This is a genomic window from Atlantibacter sp. RC6, from assembly GCF_014193285.1.
In the GTDB taxonomy this organism is placed as follows: domain Bacteria; phylum Pseudomonadota; class Gammaproteobacteria; order Enterobacterales; family Enterobacteriaceae; genus Atlantibacter.
Genome location: NZ_JACHZE010000003.1, coordinates 465,769 through 487,474, shown reverse-complemented (window position 1 = coordinate 487,474; position 21,706 = coordinate 465,769). Strand labels below are relative to the sequence as shown.

At 46.7% G+C, this 21,706-nt stretch carries 17 protein-coding genes; 11 read left to right on the top strand and 6 right to left on the bottom strand.

The features are described 5' to 3' along the window. Positions 1–6 precede the first annotated feature (6 nt). The 4 genes from lsrB to lsrA are packed head-to-tail and all read right to left on the bottom strand — an operon-like array spanning position 7 to position 4,563. A complete protein-coding gene (lsrB, locus tag FHW74_RS10255) occupies positions 7–1,023 on the bottom strand; it encodes an autoinducer 2 ABC transporter substrate-binding protein LsrB (protein ID WP_183170336.1) in 1,017 nt (338 codons plus the stop codon). A 1-nt stretch (position 1,024) separates the two neighbouring features. Beyond that, a complete protein-coding gene (gene lsrD / locus FHW74_RS10250) occupies positions 1,025–2,029 on the bottom strand; it encodes an autoinducer 2 ABC transporter permease LsrD (protein WP_183170335.1) in 1,005 nt (334 codons plus the stop codon). Beyond that, complete coding sequence (lsrC, locus tag FHW74_RS10245; protein ID WP_183170334.1) at positions 2,030–3,067, bottom strand: autoinducer 2 ABC transporter permease LsrC; 1,038 nt, start codon at positions 3,065–3,067, stop codon at positions 2,030–2,032. Beyond that, on the bottom strand, positions 3,064–4,563 hold the full coding sequence (gene lsrA / locus FHW74_RS10240) for an autoinducer 2 ABC transporter ATP-binding protein LsrA (protein ID WP_183170333.1): 1,500 nt from the start codon (positions 4,561–4,563) through the stop codon (positions 3,064–3,066). The genes lsrC and lsrA overlap by 4 nt, the downstream gene beginning before the upstream one ends. A 218-nt stretch (positions 4,564–4,781) precedes the next feature. Here lsrA and lsrR point away from each other — a divergent pair, with 218 nt between their 5' ends. The 3 genes from lsrR to FHW74_RS10225 all read left to right on the top strand — a co-directional run bounded on the left by lsrR (position 4,782) and on the right by FHW74_RS10225 (position 8,156). Beyond that, positions 4,782–5,750: a transcriptional regulator LsrR gene (gene lsrR / locus FHW74_RS10235; protein ID WP_183170332.1), complete on the top strand. Its 969-nt coding sequence runs from the start codon at positions 4,782–4,784 to the stop codon at positions 5,748–5,750. A gap of 43 nt (positions 5,751–5,793) precedes the next feature. Then, positions 5,794–7,374, top strand: coding sequence for an autoinducer-2 kinase (gene lsrK / locus FHW74_RS10230; RefSeq protein WP_183170331.1), 1,581 nt, complete (start codon positions 5,794–5,796; stop codon positions 7,372–7,374). Between the two features lie 275 nt (positions 7,375–7,649). After that, positions 7,650–8,156: a DUF2778 domain-containing protein gene (locus FHW74_RS10225; RefSeq protein ID WP_183170330.1), complete on the top strand. Its 507-nt coding sequence runs from the start codon at positions 7,650–7,652 to the stop codon at positions 8,154–8,156. Positions 8,157–8,846: 690 nt separating this feature from the next. Here the strand turns inward: FHW74_RS10225 and FHW74_RS10220 are convergent. Beyond that, the gene (locus FHW74_RS10220) at positions 8,847–9,848 is read right to left on the bottom strand and encodes a zinc-binding alcohol dehydrogenase family protein (protein ID WP_183170329.1); all 1,002 of its coding nucleotides are present in this window, start codon (positions 9,846–9,848) and stop codon (positions 8,847–8,849) included. A 115-nt stretch (positions 9,849–9,963) separates the two neighbouring features. On the opposite strand from FHW74_RS10220, the gene FHW74_RS10215 reads away from it, so the two are divergent. The 8 genes from FHW74_RS10215 to FHW74_RS10180 all read left to right on the top strand — a co-directional run bounded on the left by FHW74_RS10215 (position 9,964) and on the right by FHW74_RS10180 (position 20,433). After that, positions 9,964–10,869, top strand: a complete 906-nt coding sequence (locus FHW74_RS10215; protein WP_183170328.1) for a LysR family transcriptional regulator — start codon at positions 9,964–9,966, stop codon at positions 10,867–10,869. A gap of 629 nt (positions 10,870–11,498) precedes the next feature. Then, positions 11,499–12,275 (top strand): ABC transporter permease, encoded by a 777-nt coding sequence (locus tag FHW74_RS10210; protein ID WP_183170376.1) that lies wholly within the window; start codon positions 11,499–11,501, stop codon positions 12,273–12,275. Further along, on the top strand, positions 12,272–12,937 hold the full coding sequence (locus FHW74_RS10205) for an ABC transporter ATP-binding protein (RefSeq protein ID WP_183170327.1): 666 nt from the start codon (positions 12,272–12,274) through the stop codon (positions 12,935–12,937). Before FHW74_RS10210 ends, FHW74_RS10205 begins: the two co-directional genes overlap by 4 nt. Before the next feature lie 17 nt (positions 12,938–12,954). Then, a complete protein-coding gene (locus tag FHW74_RS10200) occupies positions 12,955–13,350 on the top strand; it encodes an adenylyltransferase/cytidyltransferase family protein (RefSeq protein ID WP_183170326.1) in 396 nt (131 codons plus the stop codon). A 9-nt stretch (positions 13,351–13,359) separates the two neighbouring features. After that, on the top strand, positions 13,360–14,598 hold the full coding sequence (locus tag FHW74_RS10195) for a LicD family protein (protein WP_183170325.1): 1,239 nt from the start codon (positions 13,360–13,362) through the stop codon (positions 14,596–14,598). 23 nt (positions 14,599–14,621) lie between these two features. After that, on the top strand, positions 14,622–18,383 hold the full coding sequence (locus FHW74_RS10190) for a CDP-glycerol glycerophosphotransferase family protein (protein WP_183170324.1): 3,762 nt from the start codon (positions 14,622–14,624) through the stop codon (positions 18,381–18,383). A gap of 8 nt (positions 18,384–18,391) precedes the next feature. Continuing rightward, entirely contained in the window at positions 18,392–19,426 is a 1,035-nt protein-coding gene (locus tag FHW74_RS10185) for an XcbB/CpsF family capsular polysaccharide biosynthesis protein (RefSeq protein ID WP_183170323.1), read from the top strand. 14 nt (positions 19,427–19,440) lie between these two features. Then, a complete protein-coding gene (locus tag FHW74_RS10180; RefSeq protein ID WP_183170322.1) occupies positions 19,441–20,433 on the top strand; it encodes a hypothetical protein in 993 nt (330 codons plus the stop codon). A gap of 1 nt (position 20,434) precedes the next feature. On the opposite strand, the gene FHW74_RS10175 is transcribed toward FHW74_RS10180, so the two are convergent. Next, the gene (locus FHW74_RS10175) at positions 20,435–21,679 is read right to left on the bottom strand and encodes a capsule biosynthesis protein (RefSeq protein ID WP_183170321.1); all 1,245 of its coding nucleotides are present in this window, start codon (positions 21,677–21,679) and stop codon (positions 20,435–20,437) included. Between the last annotated feature and the right edge of the window lie 27 nt (positions 21,680–21,706).

The window sequence follows — 21,706 nt, the reverse complement described above, 5'->3', positions numbered from 1 at the left end:
CCCCCGTCAGAAATCGTAATTGTTGATGTTGTCTTTGGTGAACACCACGCGCTCCGGCAGCAGCACGATGCCGTTGCCTTTGGCTTCGTAGTCGTAACCCTGTACCTTGTTCGGCTCCACTTTCAGGGTGCCGATATCTTTCACTTCTACGCTGTCGCCGACGTTAAGATCGCCTTTCTTCAGCAGGGTATCCGCCACGTTGACGGCAATTTTGCCCTGCTGCACCACGTCCCACAGGCCGAAGGCTTTCACCGTGCCGCGCTCTACGTACGGGCGCATCACGTTCGGGGTACTGAACCCGACAATCGCCACGCCGGTACGCTTAAGGTTTTCCGCCGCCTGGGCCGCCGCCGGCAGCGCGTTGGCGTCCGGCGCGATGATCGCGTCCAGATCCGGGTAAGCTTTTAAGATCCCTTCCGCAGTTTGCAGAGATTTGGTGGCGTCGTTATAGCCGAACTGAGTGGTGACGATTTCCCACTGCGGATGATCTTTGGCGATTTTGGCTTTGGCCTCTTTCACCCACTGGTTCTGGTCGGTGACGGTGGGGCTGGAGTAGAAAAACGCGACTTTGGCATTCGGTTTGGTCACCTGCTTTGATGCCATTTCTACCAGCATGCCGCCCAGTTGTTCCGGCGTCCCCTGGTTGATGTAGATGCTGCGGCATTCCGGTTTGGTGTCCGAGTCCCAGGTCAGCACTTTTACGCCGCGCTGCATGGCGCGTTTCAGGGCAGGGCACAGGCCGTCGGGGGAGACCGCCGATACGATAATCGCGTTATACCCCTGGTTAACGAAGTTGTTGATCAACTGCACCTGGCCCGACACGCTTGGCTCCGTCGGCCCGTCATAGGTGACGTCCGCGCCCAATGCTTTGCCCGCCTCTTTGGCCCCGTTGCCGCCGCTGGTAAAGAACCCGACGCCTACCAGCTTGGGAATAAAGGCGATGCGATCCGCCGCCTGGGCAGTCACGACGCTCAAGGCCAGTGCCAGAGCACTACATTGCAGCACACGTTTTGCTGTATTCATCTTAAGCTCCTGATTGTTTTATGGCACCGCGGCGAATCTGAACGCGGCGCCATGCCGCACGCAGGGTTTCGCGATGCAAACTCACCGAACGACCAATCACCACCACAATCAACAACGCACCGGACAACGCGCTCGATACCTGATTGGGTATCCCGACCATCTGTAACCCCTGCTGCAAATACCCCACCAGCAACGCCGCCAGCGCCGTACCCACTACAGAACCTGAACCGCCGTAAATGTTGGCGCCGCCCAGCACCGCCGCCGTCAGCGCGGGCATCAGCAAATCGCGCCCCAAATCCGAACGGGCCGAACCAAAATATGAAACCAGCACCACCGCCGCGATGGCCGACGCTAGCCCCACCAGCCCGTAAACGCCGTACAGCATGCCGTTAACCGGCAACGCCGCGTAACGGGCGGCGCGGGCGTTTTGCCCCAGCAAAAACAGGTGGCGGCCAAAGCGCGCCCGGTGCGCCAGCACCCAGAAAAACAGCGTGATGACCAAAAACATCACCAATGGCACCGGCAGACCGAGCAGCGTGGCGTTGGCAAAAGCGGTGAAGCTGTCCGGGAAGCCGCCGATGCCTTCATAACCGGTCGCGCCCGCCATCCCGGAAAGCAGCAGCGCGCCGCCGCCGTAGAGGTAAAGCGTGCCGAGGGTGATCACTAACGGGCTGATGCCGGTGTAGTGGATCAGCGCCGCGTTCAACAATCCGCAGGCCAGGCCGAGCGCCAGGGTTAAGACAATCGCCACGCTCATCGGCACGCCGGACTGCATCAGCACCCCCAGCGCGATGGCGCACAGCCCGATGGTTGAGCCGAGAGAAATATCGATCCCGCCGCTGATGATCACCAGCGTCAGCGGCAGCGCCACGATGCCGATACAGATAAAATCGCTGGTGCTGAACAGCAGCATATTGATATCCAGCATGCGCGGGTTCAGCGCGCCGAACAGCAGGATTTCCAGTACCAGCAACGCCAGCAGCGCCATTTCCCAGTTCACTTTCATTTACGCCACCTCTTTTTTGTTTTTGCGACCGGGAAAGGGCGCGACGTTTTTCCGCCCTGACGCCCCCGGCACAAAGCGGCTGTATTTCAGCGCCCGCTGGTGGCGGGTCAACGCCTGGCGCAGCCGCCCGTCGAGCACCAACACGCCCAGCAGCACCAGCCCGGCGATAAAGTCATTCCACCAGGCGGGCAGTTTGAACAGCACCAGCACGGTATCGATTTGGGTTAAAAAGAACGCGCCGAGGAACGCGCCAATCAGCGTGCCGGTGCCGCCGAGCAGAGAGATACCGCCCAACACGCAGGCGGCGATGGCTTTCATCTCCAGCCCGCTGCCGGTCTGATTAGGCACAAAGCCGATTTGCGAGGCGAACAGAATGCCGCCCAGCGCCGCCAGCAGGCCGTTAAAGGTAAAGGCCAGCAGCCGGGTGCGATCCACCGCCACGCCCAGCTTGCGCGCGGCGGCGAGGTTATCGCCCACCGCGTAGAAGTCGCGGCCAAAGGCGGTGCGCGCCAGGATGATGCTGCCCAGCGCCACGAGTCCCAGTACCGCGAAACCGAAGGGCGAAATCCCGATGAATACCGGTTCCGACAGCGCTTTCAGGCTTTGCGGCAAGCCTTCGATCCATTTGCCGTCGGTCCACAGCAGCATTGCGCCGCGATATAAACCGAGCGTGCCAAGGGTGGCGACAATCGCCGGGATGCGCAGCCACACCACCAGCACGCCGTTGAAAAAACCGCACAGCGCGCCGATGGCAAACGCGAAGCCCATTGCCAGCGGCAGGCTGTAGCCCTGGTTTAACGCCACGCCGACGGCAATGGCGCACAGGCCCACCGTCGAACCCACCGATACGTCAATATTGCGCGTCAGCATCACCATCGCCGCACCCATCGCCAGCAGGATCAAAATCTGCGAGCTGGAAAAAATCATCGCCAGCGTCTGGGCGCTGAAATAGCTGTGATTAAGGCCCACCAGCACGCCGAACAGCGCCACAATGGCCAGAAACGCGGTCAGTTCACGGTTACGCAGCAGCATCTTCACGGACGTTGTCCTCCAAAGGCCAGTTTCATCATCCGGTCAGGCGAAATGGCGTCGCGCGCCAGTTCCCCGCTGAGTTCCCCCTGGTGCATGACCAGCACCCGGTCCGCCAGCCCGGGGAATTCGTCCACGTCAGACGAGATCATCAGCACCGCCACGTTTTGCGCCGCCACGCTTTTGATCAGTTGATAGATATCGGCGCGGGCGGAGACGTCCACGCCGCGGGTCGGTTCATCAATAATCAACAGCAGCGGATTGGCTTCCAGACAGCGCGCCAGCAGCACTTTCTGCTGATTGCCGCCGGAGAGGGTGCGCACGATTTGGTTCGGATGGTTAAGTTTGATGCCCAGCGCCCGGTGGTAACGCTCGACCACGGCGTCTTCGCGCGTTGGCTGCTGCCACAGCGACGGTTCATTCAGCGCCACGGTGTTCCAGCGGATGGGCGCATCAAGAAACAGCCCGGAGACCTGGCGATCTTCCGGCAAATAGACCAGCCCGCGATCCAGCCGCGCGCGGATTGGCGTGTGGGTGATGTCATGGTTCTCCAGCCAGACGCGCCCGCCGCGCACCGGGCGCAGGCCGTATAAGGTCTCCGCCAGTTCGGTACGCCCGGACCCCACCAGGCCCGCCAGCCCGACAATCTCCCCGGCGCGCACTTCAAAACTGAGATCGAGAAAACCCTCGCCGGTCAGATCCTCTACCCGCAGCACCGGGAAATCCTGCGGCTGGGTGCGCCGGTTGCCCGGCAGCGCCAGCCACAGCTTTTGGGTATCGCTCAGGCTGCGCTCCCGGCTAACCGGGGTCATGGCGTGGATGAGTTCGCTGTCGGCGAGCTGCGCGGTTTCGCCGCTTAACACCACCGCGCCGTCGCGCATCACCGAAACATGGCTGGCGATGGCGCGAATTTCCGGCAGCTTATGGGAGATAAAAATGATCCCCACGCCCGCGGATTGCAGCGCGCGGATCTGGCGAAATAACCGATCGGTTTCCCCTGGTGTCAGCGAAGCGGTCGGTTCATCAAGAATTAAAATTTTGGCGTTGCGCATCAGGCCGCGCAGGATCTCCACCATTTGTTGATCCGCCACTTCCAGCGTACTGGCGGAGGCCTGCAAATTGAGATGGCAATCAAGCTGGGCCAGCTTTTCTGAGAGTAGCTGGGCAATCTTTTTATCATTCGGCAGGCGGAACAGAATGTTTTCCTGCACGGTGAGATTGGGAAATAGCATGGGTTCCTGCGGCACCAGATAGATCCCCAGACCGTGCGCCTGCTGTGGGGAAAGCCGGGTAAACGGCTGCCCTTCAATCTGTATCACGCCGCTGTCGGCGGTTTCTACGCCCGCGACAATTTTCATCAGCGTCGACTTACCCGCGCCGTTACCGCCCATCAGGGCATGCACCTGGCCGGAAAGCAGCGTGAAATCAATCGACTTCAGCACGCTTACCCCGGAGAACTGTTTTGATATCGCCTGCACATTCAGTAACGGGTCTGGATTCGTCATCGCCACTCCGAAAAATGAACAAATGATTTTTTAAATCTACAATGTTCAAAAAGCGTAGACGGTGAACTATATTTACAACCGTGCAGGGATCACATTTTCAGGCATAATCTGGTCGCACAGCTAAACGGAATAAAAAATGATCTTTTTGCCAGGCATCTCACAGTTTCAGACCAGGCAGGATCGAACACATGATCTAAATTTCAATAAGAGTTCAGCTTATGAGCGAAAAACGAAGCGATGAGGGACGGTATGCCGGTATCGCAATGGCCGAAGAAGAGTTGGTGGCACGCGTGGCGTGGTGCTACTACCACGACGGGTTGACCCAGAACGATATCGGCGAGCGGCTGGGGTTACCGCGACTGAAGATTTCGCGCCTGTTAGAGAAAGGCCGCCAGTCGGGGGTGATCCGGGTGCAAATCAACTCGCGCTACGAAGGCTGCCTGGCGCTGGAAACCGCGCTGGCCCAGCGTTTCGGGCTACGGCTGGCGCGGGTGCTGCCCGCGCTGAATACGCCGCCGATGAATACCCGTCTGGGGATTGGCGCGGCGCAGTCGCTGATGGGCGTGCTGGAGCCGGGGCAACTGCTGGCGGTGGGATTTGGCGAAGCCACCATGAGCTGTTTGCAACATTTAAGCGGGTTTATCAGTTCCCAGCAGATCCGGCTGGTGACGTTGTCGGGTGGGGTAGGGCCGTATATGACCGGCATCGGTCAGCTTGATGCGGCCTGTAGCGTCAGCATTATCCCCGCGCCGCTGCGGGTGTCGTCGCCGGAAGTGGCGGAAATTTTAAAGCGCGAATCCAGCGTGCGCGATGTGCTGCTGGCCGCCAGCGCCGCCGACGTGGCGGTGGTAGGCATCGGGTCGGTGAGCCAGAAACGCGATGCGACGATCCTGCGCTCCGGTTATATCAGCGAAGGCGAGCAGTTGATGTACGCCCGTAAAGGCGCGGTGGGCGACATTCTCGGTTATTTCCTGCAAGCCGATGGCGAGCAGGTTGACGATCTGCCGATCCACCGCGAACTGCTGGGCATCTCCCTGACTGAGCTGGCCCAGCTCCCCACCATCGTGGGCGTGGCGGGCGGCGAAGAGAAAGCCGACGCCATTTATGCCGCCTTGCGCGGTGGCCGTATCAACGGCCTGGTAACAGAAGAAGCGACAGCGCGCGCGGTGCTGGCTCTGGCGGGATAATCCGGGGCTTGCTTCGCGAACCTTAACAGAGCGAGGCAAGCCGATGAGTTACCTTTTAGCGTTAGACGCCGGAACAGGCAGTGTCCGTGCCGTTATCTTTGATTTAGCAGGACGCCAGATTGCCGCAGGCCAGGCGGAATGGACCCACCAGAGCGTGGCGGACGTTCCCGGCTCGATGGAGTTCGATCTCAACACCAACTGGCAGTTAACCTGCCGCTGTATCCGGGAAGCGCTGGCGAAAGCGGGGTTAGCCGCCAGCGATATCGCCAGCGTCGCCTGCTGCTCGATGCGCGAAGGGATCGTGCTGTACGATCGCAACGGCGAGCCGATCTGGGCCTGCGCCAACGTCGACGCCCGCGCCAGCCATGAAGTCTCCGAACTTAAAGAGATCCACGACTACCAGTTTGAATCCGAGGTGTACCACGTTTCCGGCCAAACCCTGGCGCTGAGCGCCATGCCGCGCCTGCTGTGGCTGGCGCACCATCGCCCGGATATTTATCGCCAGGCGGCGACCATCACCATGATCAGCGACTGGCTGGCGGCGAAGTTGTCCGGCGAGCTGGCGGTTGACCCGTCTAACGCGGGCACCACCGGAATGCTGGATTTGAATACCCGCGACTGGCGGCCTGCGCTGCTGGATATGGCCGGTTTGCGTGCCGATATTCTCTCGCCGGTGAAAGAGACCGGTACGGTGCTGGGCGCGGTGACCGCCGACGCGGCGGCGCAGTCCGGGCTACGCGAAGGCACGCCGGTGGTGATGGGCGGCGGCGATGTGCAACTGGGCTGCCTGGGGCTTGGCGTGGTGCGCGCCGGGCAAACCGCGGTGCTGGGCGGCACTTTCTGGCAGCAGGTCGTGAATCTCCCGACGGTGCGCACCGATCCGCAAATGAACATCCGTGTTAACCCGCACGTTATCCCCGGCATGGTGCAGGCGGAGTCGATCAGCTTTTTCACCGGTTTGACCATGCGCTGGTTCCGCGACGCGTTCTGCGCCGAGGAAAAACTGATCGCCGAGCGGCTCGGCACCGATACCTATGCACTGCTGGAGCAGATGGCGAGCCAGGTCCCGGCGGGTTCCCATGGCGTCATGCCGATTTTCTCTGACGCGATGCACTTTAATAAGTGGTATCACGCGGCCCCGTCGTTTATTAACCTCTCCATTGATGCCGATAAATGTAATAAGGCCACGTTATTCAGGGCGCTGGAAGAGAATGCCGCGATTGTCTCGGCCTGCAACCTGGCGCAGATTTCCCGTTTTTCCGGGGTAAAATTCGACGGGCTGGTGTTTGCGGGCGGGGGCTCGAAAGGCGCGCTGTGGAGCCAGATATTAAGCGACGTCACCGGGCTGCCGGTGCGCGTGCCGGAAGTCAAAGAAGCCACCGCGCTGGGCTGCGCCATCGCAGCGGGGGCGGGCGTTGGGTTGTATGCGGATATGGCCAGCGCCGGAGAAAAACTGGTGAGCTGGCAACGCGAATTCACCCCGAATCCGGCGCACCGCGAACTGTACGACGAAATGATGCAGAAATGGCAGGCGGTGTATGCGGATCAGCTTGGGCTGGTGGACAGCGGGCTGACGACGTCACTATGGCGCGCGCCAGGGCTGGAGAGAAGGCAGGCGTTGTGATGTATTGATTGATGGGATTGCGCTCACGTTAATCGGAAGGCCTGTGGTTTTATCTCGACTCAGGCCTTAATTAACACCGACCCTTTTTTTACCAGCCAGATTTATCGATAGCGTAATTGAGCGCAGTATAAGAACATTTTTTGAAAAAATATAAGTGGTTTATTCATTCACTATTTTTATTAGAAAAAAACCGGTAACAATTAAACTGAGTCAGTATCTCCTTTCAGAATTAATATGGGGGCCGTATTCCTGAATATTTGATAAGGAAGGTGCGTATGGTTTTCTGTGAGCTGAATTACAACGATAAAATGTTCGATAATAGATTAAAACTGCGCTGTGCTGACGTTGGAATTTTTCCCGTATTCTCAGGTTTAGGCGCTTTTATGAATGTCCTGGAGTTTTCCAGGTGTAAAAACGGTCCTGTCCCAACTGGAAAATACTGGATTGTAGACAGGCCTATGGGAGGCATTGGTTCGATGGAAAGGATGGTTGAGAAATGGATAAAAACAGGCAACCGTTATTGGGAATGGTTTGCATTGTACAGGCAAGATGGTTCGATTGATGATCAAACGTTTGTTGATGGAGTCAATCGCGGCAGCTTCCGGTTACATCCGCTGCGTCCTGACGGAACAGGGGTGTCAGATGGTTGTGTAACTTTCTGTAATCAAGGAGATTTTTATCAGTTTCGCCAGGCGTTATTGAGAAGTCCACAGCAACCTATACCTCATAGCTCACTCAAAGCCTATGGCGAACTCAATGTTTTTGGGATGCGACGTGCGTAAGCCATTTAGAAACTATATACCCATAGCCGCGCGAGTATGTCTGGCGCCATTAGGTTTTGCTTTCATCTTTATTCTTGTCCTGGCGAATGTAGATTTCAGCAGTTACGCGTGGAGTGGTTACGAGAGAACCGGCTTTCAGCATATTGTATCCGTATGTATGGACACGATTTCATCTACTGTCATCCTGGTATTGATTTATCTTTTGATATTGAAATTGACGAAGACATACTCAAAGAAGGATATGATTGCTGGAGTGATTTATTTAACTGTATTCCACCTTTTCTTCTTGATTTTTAGCTTGACCGATCTGGTTATTATTCTGAAAAATACAGTGGAGTATTTGCTTTATCATATTGGACACTGGAGCTATAGCGAACAATTGTCTTTTGAAGAAATAGAAGGGCAAAAAAATTACAGGGATATATCGATATCAGTTATCTATTTTTTTGTTAATACGTTGCTATCAATGTTGATCACAGCATGGAGCCATTGTTTGTGCGGATCTTCATCGGATAATGATAAAAAAGGGACATTTTGTCAGTAGTGTCGCCCTCCGATCTCGTACCTGGGTAACCCTCACAAGCTGGAACCTATGCCGCAATACGGCAGGTCGACAGAGATAATTCTGTCGACCTGTAAATCAGTTTTCTTACGGGTATTCGCTATTTTGGTAATTTGCAGCGAGCATCATTAAAACGCAATCACCACTTTCCCACGCATATGCCCGGCCAGCACTTTCGCGTGCGCTTCGCGGACGCTTTCCACGCTCAGGCCATGTAACGTCTCGCTAAGCGCGCTTTCCACCACGCCGTCATCCACCAGTTTAGCGACCTGATCGAGGATCTCGCTCTGGCGCGCCATATCGGCGGTTTGATACATGCTGCGGGTGTACATAAATTCCCAGTGCAGAGCGGCGGATTTCGATTTCAACACGTCCTGGCTCAGCGGCTGGGTATTTTCCACGATGGTGCAGATATGGCCCTGCGGCGCAACCAGTTGGGTGACGGCTGGCCAGTGACCGTCGGTATCGTTCAGGATAAAGATGTAATCGACGAATTTAATCTCGTGCTTCGCCAGTTCGCCCGGGAGATCTTTATAGCTCACGACCAAATCCGCGCCCCGGTCCCGGCACCACTGGGCGGAATCTTCCCGCGAGGCGGTGGCGATCACTTTTACTTTGCTGTTGTGCTTGGCGAACGGGATGGCCAGCGAACCGACGCCGCCTGCGCCGCCGATAATCAGCAGGGTTTTATCTTCGCCGGCATCCTGAATGTTCAGGCGCTCGAACAATCCTTCCCAGGCCGTCAGCGCTGTTAACGGGATAGCCGCCGCTGCGGCCCAATCGAGGCTTTTCGGTTTGTGGCCGACGATGCGCGCATCAATCAGCTGATGAGTGGTGTTGCTGCCCGGACGGGTGATATCCCCTGCGTAATAAACTTCGTCGCCGGGTTTAAAACCGCTCACCTTGCTGCCGGTGGATTTCACAATCCCACTGGCATCCCAGCCTAAAATGCGCGGCTCCTGTAAGCCTTTCTTCTGGATGCCCTGATGGACTTTGGTATCGACCGGGTTAATCGACACGGCTTTAACTTCAACCAGCAAATCATAGTCGCCAGGCTGCGGCATTTCAGGATGGATTTCAATAAAGCTGGCTGGATCTTGTGGGTTAACGGCAATGGCTTTCACTGACATGGTGCGCTCCGCGTATCGGGTTTGATAAGTGATGGTGTGGAACAGTCTAGGCCACGAAGATAAGGATGATAAGATGGACAATCACTAACGCTGTGTTCGTGTGAGGTGAACAATCATGTTTAAACAACTTCAGGATATGGCGCTGTTTGCGCTGGTGGCCGAGCGGGGGAGTTTTACCGCAGCGGCGCAGGAAGCCGGGTTACCTAAATCCAGCGTCAGCCAGCGCATCAGCCAGCTGGAACAGCAGGTGGGGCTGCGGTTGCTCAACCGTACCACCCGTAAAATCAACCTGACGTTTGCGGGCGAGCGTTATCTGGTGCACTGCCGGGAGATGCTCGACGCCTCGGAACGCGCCGAATACGCGCTGCAAAGGCTGCGCGATAACCCCAGTGGCCGTTTACGCATTACCTGCCCGGCAGGTATTGGCGCGACGCTGCTGGCACGCATGAATACCCAGTTTCAGCGCAGTTTTCCAGACGTGGTGCTGGAAGTGTCTATTTCTGATGAGGTAGTGGATTTGGTCGCAGCGGGGTATGACGTGGCGCTGCGTACCGGCAAACCGCAGGATTCATCACTGATTGGACGGATAATTGGTTACAGCCCGCGCGTTCTGGTCGCCTCGCCGGAATATCTGGATACCCATCCCCTGCTTGAACACCCCAGCCAACTGACGGAACACCAGTGCATTGTGCATCGGGCCTGGAGCGAATGGGTATTGCAAAAAGGAGAGACCTACTATCGCTGCGACCTGCCGCGCCTGCATACCACCGATAATCTGCTGTATGCCCGGGAATGCGCACAGGTGGGGGCGGGCATAACGTTATTACCCTCTTTCCTTGTAGAAGAGTCGTTAGAAAGTGGCGAACTGGCGATAGCGTTGCCAGCGTGGCAACCGCAGGGCAATGACTTGTATCTGGTCTACCCCAGCCGCAAGCTGAACTCGCCAGCACTGGCCTGTTATATTGATTTTATTATGAAATTTTCTGGAATAAGCGAAAACTATCGGAAGAAACAACCATGAAATTAGATCATTAATATTAATAGGTGACAAAAAGATATTTTGCCTAATATTTTTCTTAATGGGTAATGGTAGATTCTTAATTTTTTTCCTGACACGCGAGGTTATTACTTAAGGGAAATTTCTTTATTAAGTTTATTTATATACATATCTTGTGGATTCTAAATTGCAAAATAAAGATAATTTCTTTTATGTTGTTGATATAAAAGAGTATTTTTTGCGTTTCTATAAATATAAAACGTATTACATACACGCGTAATAATTGTTCTACATACATAATAACGCCTTGTAATCGCCTGCGGCTAATAAAACTATGGGCATTAATAGATCAAAACGATTAGGATTAATCCTACGCAGAGGTTAATTTTACGGGGTTTTTTTAGAAGGAACTCCAGTCGATATCCAGGATTGATGGGCTTTAGCGCAGTTTTACCAGGTTTGGTTAACCTCGTTTTTGTTTGACCCACTTCACCCAGGCGTCCGGCACATGAACGGACAAACCTGTCCCGCGATTCATCTGAATGTTCTCTTCTTTGTCTTTCTCTCATCGCTGCCTGCGTTGTACAGCAATTGGTTGCTGCAAAGCCAGGGGCGGTAGCGTGTCTAACCCCCTCAAAAAATGTGGATTTATTATGGCCAGAAGTGGGTTCGAGGTGCAGAAGGCCGCCGTGCACGCCCTCTTTTTACGCGAACTAAAAACGCGCTTTGGGAAGTACCGCCTGGGATACTTGTGGGCGATTCTGGAACCAGCGGCGCATATGCTGATATTGCTATTTATATTCGGCTTTATTATGCATCGCACTATGCCGGATATTTCATTTCCGGTATTTCTGTTAAACGGCATTATTCCTTACTTTATTTTTAGCAATATTGCCACGCGCTCGATTGGCGCGATTGCTGCGAACCAGGGATTGTTCAACTATCGCCCGGTAAAACCCATCGACACCATCATTTCACGTGCAGTACTGGAAACCCTGATCTTTGTTGCGGTTTATATCATCCTGATGGCGATAGTCGGATTGTGCGGCGAGGAGTTTGCGGTTACGCAACTGATCACGTTGATAACGACCTGGGTTTTGCTGGTGCTGTTTTCCTGTGGCATTGGGCTGATTTTTATGGTGGTGGGGAGCACTTTCCCGGAAACCGAAAAGCTGCTGCCTGTCATGCTTAAACCGCTGTATTTCATTTCCTGCATTATGTTCCCCCTGCATGCAGTTCCAAAAGATTACTGGCCGTTGTTGCTTTGGAACCCGATCGTGCATGTTGTTGAACTGAGCCGAGAATCTGTAGTAGCGGGTTATCAAACTGAGGGCGTTAGCCTCGCTTATCTCGCTATATGCACATTGGGGACGCTTTTCGTGGGGCTGGCGCTTTATCGCACGCGCGAAGAGGCAATGCTGACGTCATGATCAGAATAGAAAACCTCACTAAATCGTACCGTACCCCGCAGGGTAGGCATTACGTCTTTAAAGATCTCAATCTTGAATTGCCGAGCGGTAAAAGCGTCGCGCTGATAGGTCGTAATGGTGCGGGTAAATCGACGCTGCTGCGAATGATAGGCGGTATCGATCGCCCAGACAGTGGACGCATCATTACTGATAAAACTATCTCATGGCCGGTGGGCTTGTCGGGTGGTTTCCAGGGGAGTTTGACGGGGCGTGAAAACGTTAAATTCGTCGCGCGGCTTTATGCAAAAAAAGAAGAGCTTCAGGACAAAATCGAATTTGTCGAAGACTTTGCCGAGTTGGGTAAATACTTCGATATGCCAATTAAAACTTATTCATCAGGCATGAAGTCTCGTCTGGGGTTTGGACTGAGCATGGCTTTTAAGTTTGATTATTATCTGGTGGATGAAGTCACGGCGGTGGGCGATGCGCGGTTTAAACAGAAGTGCGCGGATTTATTTAATTCCAGGCATAAAGAAGCTAGCTTTTTGATGGTTTCACACAGTTTGAATTCGTTGAAAGAGTATTGTGATGTGGCATTGCTTATAGACAGGCAGAGTCAGACCAAGTTACACGACAATTTAGAAGAAGCTATATCAATGTATATAGCTGATGAAAAGTTATAGTTTATCAGGAGATAAAAATGCGCACTGTTATTACATTTGGAACGTTTGATGTATTGCATATCGGACATATCAATATCTTACAAAGAGCCAAAGCATATGGAGATCGACTCGTTGTAGGTGTTTCTTCTGACGCGCTTAATTTCTCTAAAAAACAGCGCAATCCCGTTTATCCGGAGTTTGAAAGAACAAGTATTATTGCTGCTCTAAATTGTGTAGATGAAGTATTCATTGAGGAATCTTTAGAACTTAAGGCAGAATATATTAAAAAATATAAAGCTGACATTCTGATCATGGGGAATGATTGGGAAGGAAAGTTTGATATTTACAAAGATATTTGTGAAGTTCACTATCTCCCCAGAACAGAGGGTATTTCAACTTCAGAGTTGATTGCAATGATAAAAAAATATAACTAATTGAACGATATGAATTCATTATCATCTGGCATTATATTACGATTAAAAAAATCACGGAATGAAGCAAAACAACTTAAAAGTGAATATTTTGGCGGGTTTTTTGCATGTTTATGTTCTATGCTAATTGAGCGGGGCTATTCTAAAGAGTTAATTAGAAGCAAAAAATTAATCGCTAAGATTAACAACCCAGTTGTAAATTATTATCTTGCTCGCGCGTATTTTTTAAACGGAAAATATAAAGAAGTTGTCTTGTGTTTGGAAAATACTATTGATAATAATTGTCATGCTGAAAGCTACTATTTATTATCAGAATCATATCGGATACTGAATGATCGAGCTAAGTCTTGGGATATACTGAGAATCATTTTGTGTAGGTCTAAAAGGCTTAAGACATGGTTATATATGGCGAATTTAGTTGATTCTAAAGAGGAGTTTTTAGATTTATATGCATTATGGCATTCGTATCAATTAAAAAACATAATCCCAAAATACCATTATGAACTTAACGGTTATATAGCTACGGCAGCATTAAGAGCGAAACAATTCGATTATTCATTGGCTATCTGGAAAGATTTTATAAATAATATTCCTCTTGGTAATTGCGTTTTTCCAACGCATTCAAAAAAACAATTTTCTTTAAATGCTGCTAATGACGCTCTTAAAGATTTGAGAACCATTTTCAATGATAATAATATAGAGTTTTTCCTTATAAGCGGAACGTTATTAGGATGTATACGTAATGGTCAATTATTGAGTCATGATAAGGATATTGATGTGGGTATATGGTATAACAGTGAAAGGAATAACCTCATTAATATTTTATCCTCATCGGGTTATTTCGAATTTCATGCATTTCGTTCACAGCACGTTATTAGGATAAAACACGTCAACGGAATATCAATCGATGTTTTTTATCATTATAAAGAACAGGATAATTATTGGCATGGCGGCGTGAAGTTAAAATGGAATAATACGCCATTTTTGTTAAAAGATCATCGGTTTCTTGGTGTTGTTTTTAAAATCCCAGAAAATTATGACTTATACTTAACCGAGAACTATGGTAATTGGAAAATAGAACAAAAAGATTTCGATTCTGCCTTTGGAACACCTAATGCTGAGATACTAAATAGGTATGAGATGAAAGCGCATATATATAAATGCATGGCTTTATCATTGCATAGTGGTGAGAATTTTAAAATCAAGAGCTTACAAAAAAAACTAGACGATATTGATAGTAACGTATTTTAATTTTTTTCTATAAAGGTTTCTGCATGATGTTTTCTACCAATTATTTCAAAGCCAAATACTTTTTTTATAATAAAAAATGGACTAATAGCCTTATCCACTTCGAAAAGGCATTTAAAAATAATAAAAACATAAGTGGTAAAGATAGCTATCAAATTGGTTTTTCATATTCAAAACTAAAAAAGTGGAAAGAAGCTCTTTTTTATTTACGTCTGGCGAGCGAAAAAAGACCGGGAAATTACAGATGGCAGTTCAGATATGCAATTGCGCTAGAAAATACAAACAATAAGAAAGAAGCTGAAAGTATATATCAGAATGTTTTTAATAACATCCTAAAAAACTCTCAAGATTATTATAACGCTGGTATGCTTTTAATCGGCTTTACACGGCCATTAATCGCTGAGAATTTTATAAAACGAGCAATAGAATTAGACGATAATAATGAGGTTTATTTAATCAGCATTGCTGAACTTTACCATAAGCAGAAAAAATGGTGGCAAGAATTAGAGATTTTAGAAAAGTACTGTCAATTAAATAAAACTAACCCTCTGCAATTTTATAATTTAGGCGTAGCGTATGAAAAAATGAGTTCCTATGACCTTGCTGTAAAAGCTTATGAGAAGGCTATATCTCTGGATTCAGGGGAATACGAGTGGTTTTACCGGCTGGGATACTGCCATGAGCGTAGTGGTAATATGGAGTTAGCCAACCAAAATTATCAAATTGCGATAAAGAAAAGCAGTAATGAAGACGCAAAAAAATACGGTGTCGCCGCACTCCATAAAAATAAGGGTTTATGGGTTGACACATATAGAGCCCTTGAAAAACTACCCTCGAACATAAAAAAAGATGCGAAATATTACTATTCTTTAGGATTAGCATACGATCGCTCGTACCTTTGGGATAAAGCAAATATAGCATATCAAAAAGCGCTAAAAATAAAACCGGGTGATTCCTCATATTACTATCGTACAGGTTTTGTTTTGGAACGAGATAAAAAATATTTGCTTGCAGCTAAACATTATGAAATGGCGGCCAGGGCGAGTAAAAATTTTGATAAAAATTTATTTTTTAGATTAGGATATGCATTTTATTTAGCTGGGTTATATGAGAAAGCTTGCTACGCCTTTTTAATGCTGAATGACTCTGATAACGATTCGATTAGTGTGAAGAGTAATAAATATTACTCATCCAATCCTTGGAGCGCTGATGAGTTTTTGCAAAGATCACATGATGCTGAGTTATTAGAAGACTTGCCAATGGCAGAGAAAATGATTTCATCGGCAATTGAGCGCAATAGTAAATATAATTCACAAATGTATTTTAAATTGGGCATCATAAGATTTAAGCTGAGGATGTTCAAAGAAGCTTGCGAAGCATTTACAGAATCATCTTCATTTTCGAAGCCTTATGGTGTTCCTCTAGATGAATTGAAGACCAATAACAGACTAAGACATCACTCTTCCTACCTTGAGTATTACGATAGATTAAAAGTTAAAGATGATGTGATTTTACTAGAAAGCTTTCATGGAGCTTCAGCTAGTTGTAATCCTCTGGCAATATTTAATTATCTTCATAAATCAAAGGAATTTATGAATTTTAAATTTGTTTGGGTTATTGCAAAAGGGGTAAAAATCCCAGAAGTATTAAAGCGAAAGAGAAATGTTATTATCATCGAACGTGAATCGGATGCATATTTAAGATATTTGGCGTCTGCAAAATATCTTATAAATAATGTGTCATTCCCTAATTACTTTATTAGAAAAAATGAACAGCAATATTTAAACACTTGGCATGGCACACCTATGAAGTATCTTGGAAAAGATATAAAAGATAATTTCTTGGCTCATGCCAACGTTGCGAGAAACTTCCTCCAAGCAACACATATCATAAGCCAGAACGATTATACTAATAATATATTGCTCGAAAGGTACGATGTTTCGAATATCAGCAATGCTGTCGTTGCAGCAACGGGTTATCCTAGGGTTGACTCAACGTTAAACTTATCTAAAAAAAATGTAGAGGAATTAAAAGCGAAACTTGGTGCTAAACCTGGGCAGAAAGTGGTTCTATATGCTCCAACCTGGCGAGGTAAACATGGAAGCGCTCAATTTGATACTACCTCGTTAATAAAAGATCTTGCCGCTATGAAGACTAATGGGGCATTAATTGTCTTTAGAGGGCATCACATGATCGAAAAACTGATTTCGAAATTGGATATTCCGGCAGTTATTGCACATGAGTCTATTGATACAAACATCTTACTTGCTGCAGTTGATATCTTAATAACGGATTATTCAAGTGTTGCATTTGATTTCTTGCCGTTAAAAAAACCAATTATTTATTATATGTATGACTTGGAAGAATATAAGTTAGAGAGAGGTTTATATATTCCTCCAGAGGAGTTGCCGGGTACGGTATGTTTTGTTAGAGAAGAACTTTCTAAAAGCCTTGCAAAAATCATCTCTGATGAGCATAAAACTGGCTTTAATGCTGAGGAATCTATTAAGAAATTTGTACCTTATGATGACGGACAAGCTACCCGCAGGGTAATTGATCTCTTTTTCTATGGTATTAATGAGAAATCACAGTTATTTATCCCGCCATTAAGGGAGAACATTTTTATTTATGCCGGCCCTTTTTATCAAAATGGTATTGCTACTTCGATACTGAATCTATTAAACAAAATTGATTATAATCGTTTTTCTGTCACCTTAGCAGTCGATGTTAATTCCATTAAGGAAAATGAAGAACGAATTATGACGATATCTAAAGTTCCCGCTCATGTTCAGATAATTGGTTGGGAAGGAGGGTGTATTTTTAGTCCAGAAGAAAAATGGATACAAAATAAATTTGATGTACAGCGTGGATATTCCAGCGATAATATGTCTGCGGTTTTAGAATCAGCATATCAACGGGAGTTCAAAAGAATTACTGGAGGTAGAATACCTAAAGCTGTAATTCATTTCGAAGGTTATAATAAAAAATGGGCTCATGTTTTCTCTTCTTTACCCACTGATACTTGCCGAAAAATCATCTTCCAACATAATGATATGTTTTCAGAGTTCAAAGAAAAATATTCTTATTTAGAAGGTGTATTCAACTTATATAATAAATTTGATAAAATTGTATCTGTTTCTGAAGACACTAAAAATTTAAATAGTTTACAATTAGGCGAGAAGTATTTAGTGCAATTAGATAAATTTGCCTTTGCAGATAATTTACAAGATCCTGTGCAGGTTGAATCCTTGTCTTGTACTGAATTTGAAGATAGCAAGCTTTTTGATAAAAATTTAATAACATTTATTACGTTAGGCCGTCTCTCACCAGAAAAAGATCATGAGAAATTAATCAATGCATTTTATGAAGTTTACCAAACTCATAAAAACATACAGTTGATTATTTTAGGTGATGGGCCTCTCAGCACTAACCTGACTTCATTAATTGATAAACTAAAGTTGAAGTCTGTAATACATTTATTAGGAAGGAAGAATAATCCATTCCCTTACTTGAAAAAATCTGATTGTTTTGTATTGTCTTCAAACCATGAAGGGCAACCAATGGTTCTCTTTGAAGCGATGATACTCAAAAAACCTATAATAGCGACTGATATTGTTGGTAATAGAGGAGTACTCAAAGATAAATACGGGATGCTTGTTGATAACTCTGTAATGGGTTTATCTAGAGGATTGTCTAATTTTATTGGAAACAGGCCATGCTATGAACAATTTGATATTGAACAGTATCAAAGCAATGCGATTAATATGTTCTATAACTTAATAAAATAGGGTTTGTAATGTCTAGCGTAGTTTTGAATATTGATTTTAATATCGATTATAAAAAGTTTTGTAATTTAATTTCATTTGGTCATTATCGATATGTTCATATCAATCACTCTCAGCTTAAGGATGGTAATGAACTCAATATGGTTAGACTGGCCAGAAGTAATAAAGAATTATTAAAAAAGCTTGTTTTTCTTACAAACAATAAATTTTATGCCTATGTTTTAAGAGAGGGAGTAACATCGTTTGTTCATGAGTCCGCTTTACCTAACCTTTGGGAACCACTAAAAAACAAAATTTATGACATTGATAGTAATGGTATCGTTTATCAATATACCGAGGCCACACAAACGTTTGATAAAAAGTTATTGATTGTTTTCTCGCAAATATCTCCTGAGCCACACACTGCAAGTTTATCACGATATTTCCCGAAAAGTTTTTCAACTATCGATAAATATGTAGGTAAAAATGTTTCTATTTTAAGGGTCGCTGATATTGGAGGTATTACAGGCGCTTTTTATTTAAATACTATTGCTAAACCTAATAATGAAGAATACATACAGGCTTTAATAAAAAATATTTGTGATAAGAATGAAATTCACCGCGAAAATGTCTTACTTTACGGTGCATCGAAAGGAGGAACGGGGGCGTTGTATCATGGCCTTTTAGGCAATTATAAGGTTGTGTCTGTCGATCCGGTATTAAATGATGAGTATTATATAACCAATCTTGATGATTTTCATATGACTGAAAACATCTTTCCTGAAAGTAAGTTTGATAAGTTTTCAACATTATTTAATTTAAAAAAACGAGGGGAAACTATTTCAGATATAAAAATAATAACTTCTAAAAATTCAGAGCAGTATAGTTATATTTTAGAAGCCATAGCGCCTATAAATGATAAGGTCTTTATTATTAGCAGTCTCAATAATGATATCAAAAAACATCCTGATGTTGCTCCGAATTCCTTACATGCTATAACTTCATTAATTAATTTATCTCTTTTTGATATACAGTTAAAAAATGAAGGTATAAAATATTTTATTTGATTATTTAAATTAATATGCTTAAAATTTTAGCAGTTCTGTCCTTTTCTCTGATGTTTTCTTCTGCTAACGCCCACGATAGCATATGTAAAATCGCATCTGATAATATATATGCTAAATTACCTTTATTATTTGATGGTTATGCTTCCACTTTAAAAAATATCGAGGGGGTAGATTATCTCTATCCTAGCGCCTTCACACTTCACAAAGGGAAAATTTATATTTTATATATTTCTCAACCCAAGCATAAATCTAACTTAATAGTTGTATATGACAAGGCTGGTAAATATCTTGGGTACGATTATATTGACAATGGAGGCTATGGGGTAGCGGGCGAAGGTTTAGCAATAGTAGATAATTACAATGATAGGAAGTTTTTTGCGGTTGGTTCAACAAATGGTTCTTTACATTATTATGAGTTTAATGATAACCCTAACGGTCGCCATCTTAAATTATTTTCCCGATTTAACGTGGGTTTATTTAATCAGTTTGCATGGAATGATAATCGATGGCTCATAGAAGATAACAGAGGTTCCAGTTCACCTTCGAATCCCAGAAACCATCTTCTGTTACTTGATCGGAATTTCAAACTTATTGTTAAAATCAAACAGCAATTACAGCATTCTGGCTTTATCACCACTACGGCAAATATGAATGCTTTATCTTATGTAAAACGGCAGGGCGTTGTGTTGGGAAATGGTTTTTTTGCCAGTAGCTATGGTGCTTTTTACGAAAAAGGCGCGCCGCAAACCAAAAATGTTTATCAGGGTTATCGAGTATTTAATCTTGAAGGTGATTTACTGGTAGATAATGTTTGCAAGCCTGTAACAATGCTTGAATCTTTAACTCAAATGGGATTTAACGTTACAAGAATTGAAAATGAAGGTTTATATCTGAATGATATAAACAATACTCTTTATACTCTATATGTATATAATGATAGAAAGCATCCTAGTATTTCCAAAAAAGAAGGTATTGTAATTTTGCAAAATAGAGTTCATTTTAATTAATTTATGATTTTATATCTACCACATCATTTAATCCTTTTGTCTGATAAACTCCATATTTATTAACTATTTTATTTTTTCCATAATAAACCGCATTAACCTGCGTATTTTCCAGCAAATACCCACGAAACTTCTTAAATAACTTCATATCCGGCTTAAAGCCAGCATTCCAGAACTGGTGCAGATGGCCCTGATACGTCAGTCCCTTGATGTCGTACAGGGCATTGCCCATCACCTTCAGCGGTTTGTTATGAACCAGCGCTGAGATCCCCGCTGTACTGTTAATCGTTACTACCGCTTTCGCATGGGTTAGTACAACCGGCATAGGCTGGTCGTGAATATAGATAACCCGGTCCTGCACGCCATATGTTTTACTCAGCTTCTTAATCAACGGCCCATACAAACGATGCCCGCGATCCATCGGATGATGCTTGATGACCAGGTGCATCTCTCCGGGTGCCTTTTTAGCGAATGAAAAAATGACATCGTTAATATAATCACGAACGTCGTTATACGGACTGTGATTGCGGATCTGGCTATCGTTATAGACCTGCAAAATCGCCAGATAGTATTTCTGATCCAGCTCGGTTTTCAGGCGAGGCAATACGCTGCGCTGTTTGAATTTATACCATTGCTTACGCCATGCCGCTCTGATCCAACAGCGTGCTTCGTACCAGGGTGAAAAAGGTTTGTGATGACGGTAGCGGGCAAACTCGGCGCGATAAATCCAGCTCACCAGATAATACCAGGCAGCATGCCATATACGTAGCCTCGCCGACGGCTTCAATGATTCAACCTGTGGGGGCGGCATGTCGGGAAGGTTGCGGTAAAACTCTGGATTGCGAGGCAGGGAGGAATACGCATTTACCCCTCCTTCTTCTACCGTAATAAAATGCGGCCGCAAATATCCTTCTTCAAAGGCTAAAAAGCGCACACCTTTAGCCTGCGCCCAGCGTTTGGCTTCAACGTGCAATGCGCGGCAGTCGCCGAAGCAGAGAATGGTATCGAAAGGGTACGCCTGCCAGGTGGTTTTAAGCCAACTGGCAAATTCTTTCGGCGTTTCAGTAAATGTTAAATAGTGACGGTCGCGACAGTAAAAACGATCGCCCCCGTTAAACACCACATTTACCGCCTCGCGATCCAGGCTTTCCAGCCAGTTTGCCACGTCATGAAAGAACGGTCCCATTGGCCCCTGTAAGAGCAGGTAACGCTTGCCGGAGAGTAATTTTTTTACCGTTGTGTTTTGCATGTGTTATCCCTCACAAACTCCCCAGGC

Bases quoted from the DNA above. Each gene is read 5' to 3' on its own strand.
- FHW74_RS10175 (WP_183170321.1), bottom strand. From the start codon at position 21,679: ATGCAAAACACAACGGTAAAAAAATTACTCTCCGGCAAGCGTTACCTG.
- FHW74_RS10180 (WP_183170322.1), top strand. From the start codon at position 19,441: ATGCTTAAAATTTTAGCAGTTCTGTCCTTTTCTCTGATGTTTTCTTCT.
- lsrD (WP_183170335.1), bottom strand. From the start codon at position 2,029: ATGAAAGTGAACTGGGAAATGGCGCTGCTGGCGTTGCTGGTACTGGAA.
- FHW74_RS10205 (WP_183170327.1), top strand. From the start codon at position 12,272: ATGATCAGAATAGAAAACCTCACTAAATCGTACCGTACCCCGCAGGGT.
- FHW74_RS10215 (WP_183170328.1), top strand. From the start codon at position 9,964: ATGTTTAAACAACTTCAGGATATGGCGCTGTTTGCGCTGGTGGCCGAG.
- FHW74_RS10195 (WP_183170325.1), top strand. From the start codon at position 13,360: ATGAATTCATTATCATCTGGCATTATATTACGATTAAAAAAATCACGG.
- lsrB (WP_183170336.1), bottom strand. From the start codon at position 1,023: ATGAATACAGCAAAACGTGTGCTGCAATGTAGTGCTCTGGCACTGGCC.
- FHW74_RS10190 (WP_183170324.1), top strand. From the start codon at position 14,622: ATGATGTTTTCTACCAATTATTTCAAAGCCAAATACTTTTTTTATAAT.
- lsrA (WP_183170333.1), bottom strand. From the start codon at position 4,563: ATGACGAATCCAGACCCGTTACTGAATGTGCAGGCGATATCAAAACAG.
- FHW74_RS10200 (WP_183170326.1), top strand. From the start codon at position 12,955: ATGCGCACTGTTATTACATTTGGAACGTTTGATGTATTGCATATCGGA.
- FHW74_RS10220 (WP_183170329.1), bottom strand. From the start codon at position 9,848: ATGTCAGTGAAAGCCATTGCCGTTAACCCACAAGATCCAGCCAGCTTT.
- FHW74_RS10225 (WP_183170330.1), top strand. From the start codon at position 7,650: ATGGTTTTCTGTGAGCTGAATTACAACGATAAAATGTTCGATAATAGA.
- FHW74_RS10210 (WP_183170376.1), top strand. From the start codon at position 11,499: ATGGCCAGAAGTGGGTTCGAGGTGCAGAAGGCCGCCGTGCACGCCCTC.
- lsrR (WP_183170332.1), top strand. From the start codon at position 4,782: ATGAGCGAAAAACGAAGCGATGAGGGACGGTATGCCGGTATCGCAATG.
- FHW74_RS10185 (WP_183170323.1), top strand. From the start codon at position 18,392: ATGTCTAGCGTAGTTTTGAATATTGATTTTAATATCGATTATAAAAAG.
- lsrK (WP_183170331.1), top strand. From the start codon at position 5,794: ATGAGTTACCTTTTAGCGTTAGACGCCGGAACAGGCAGTGTCCGTGCC.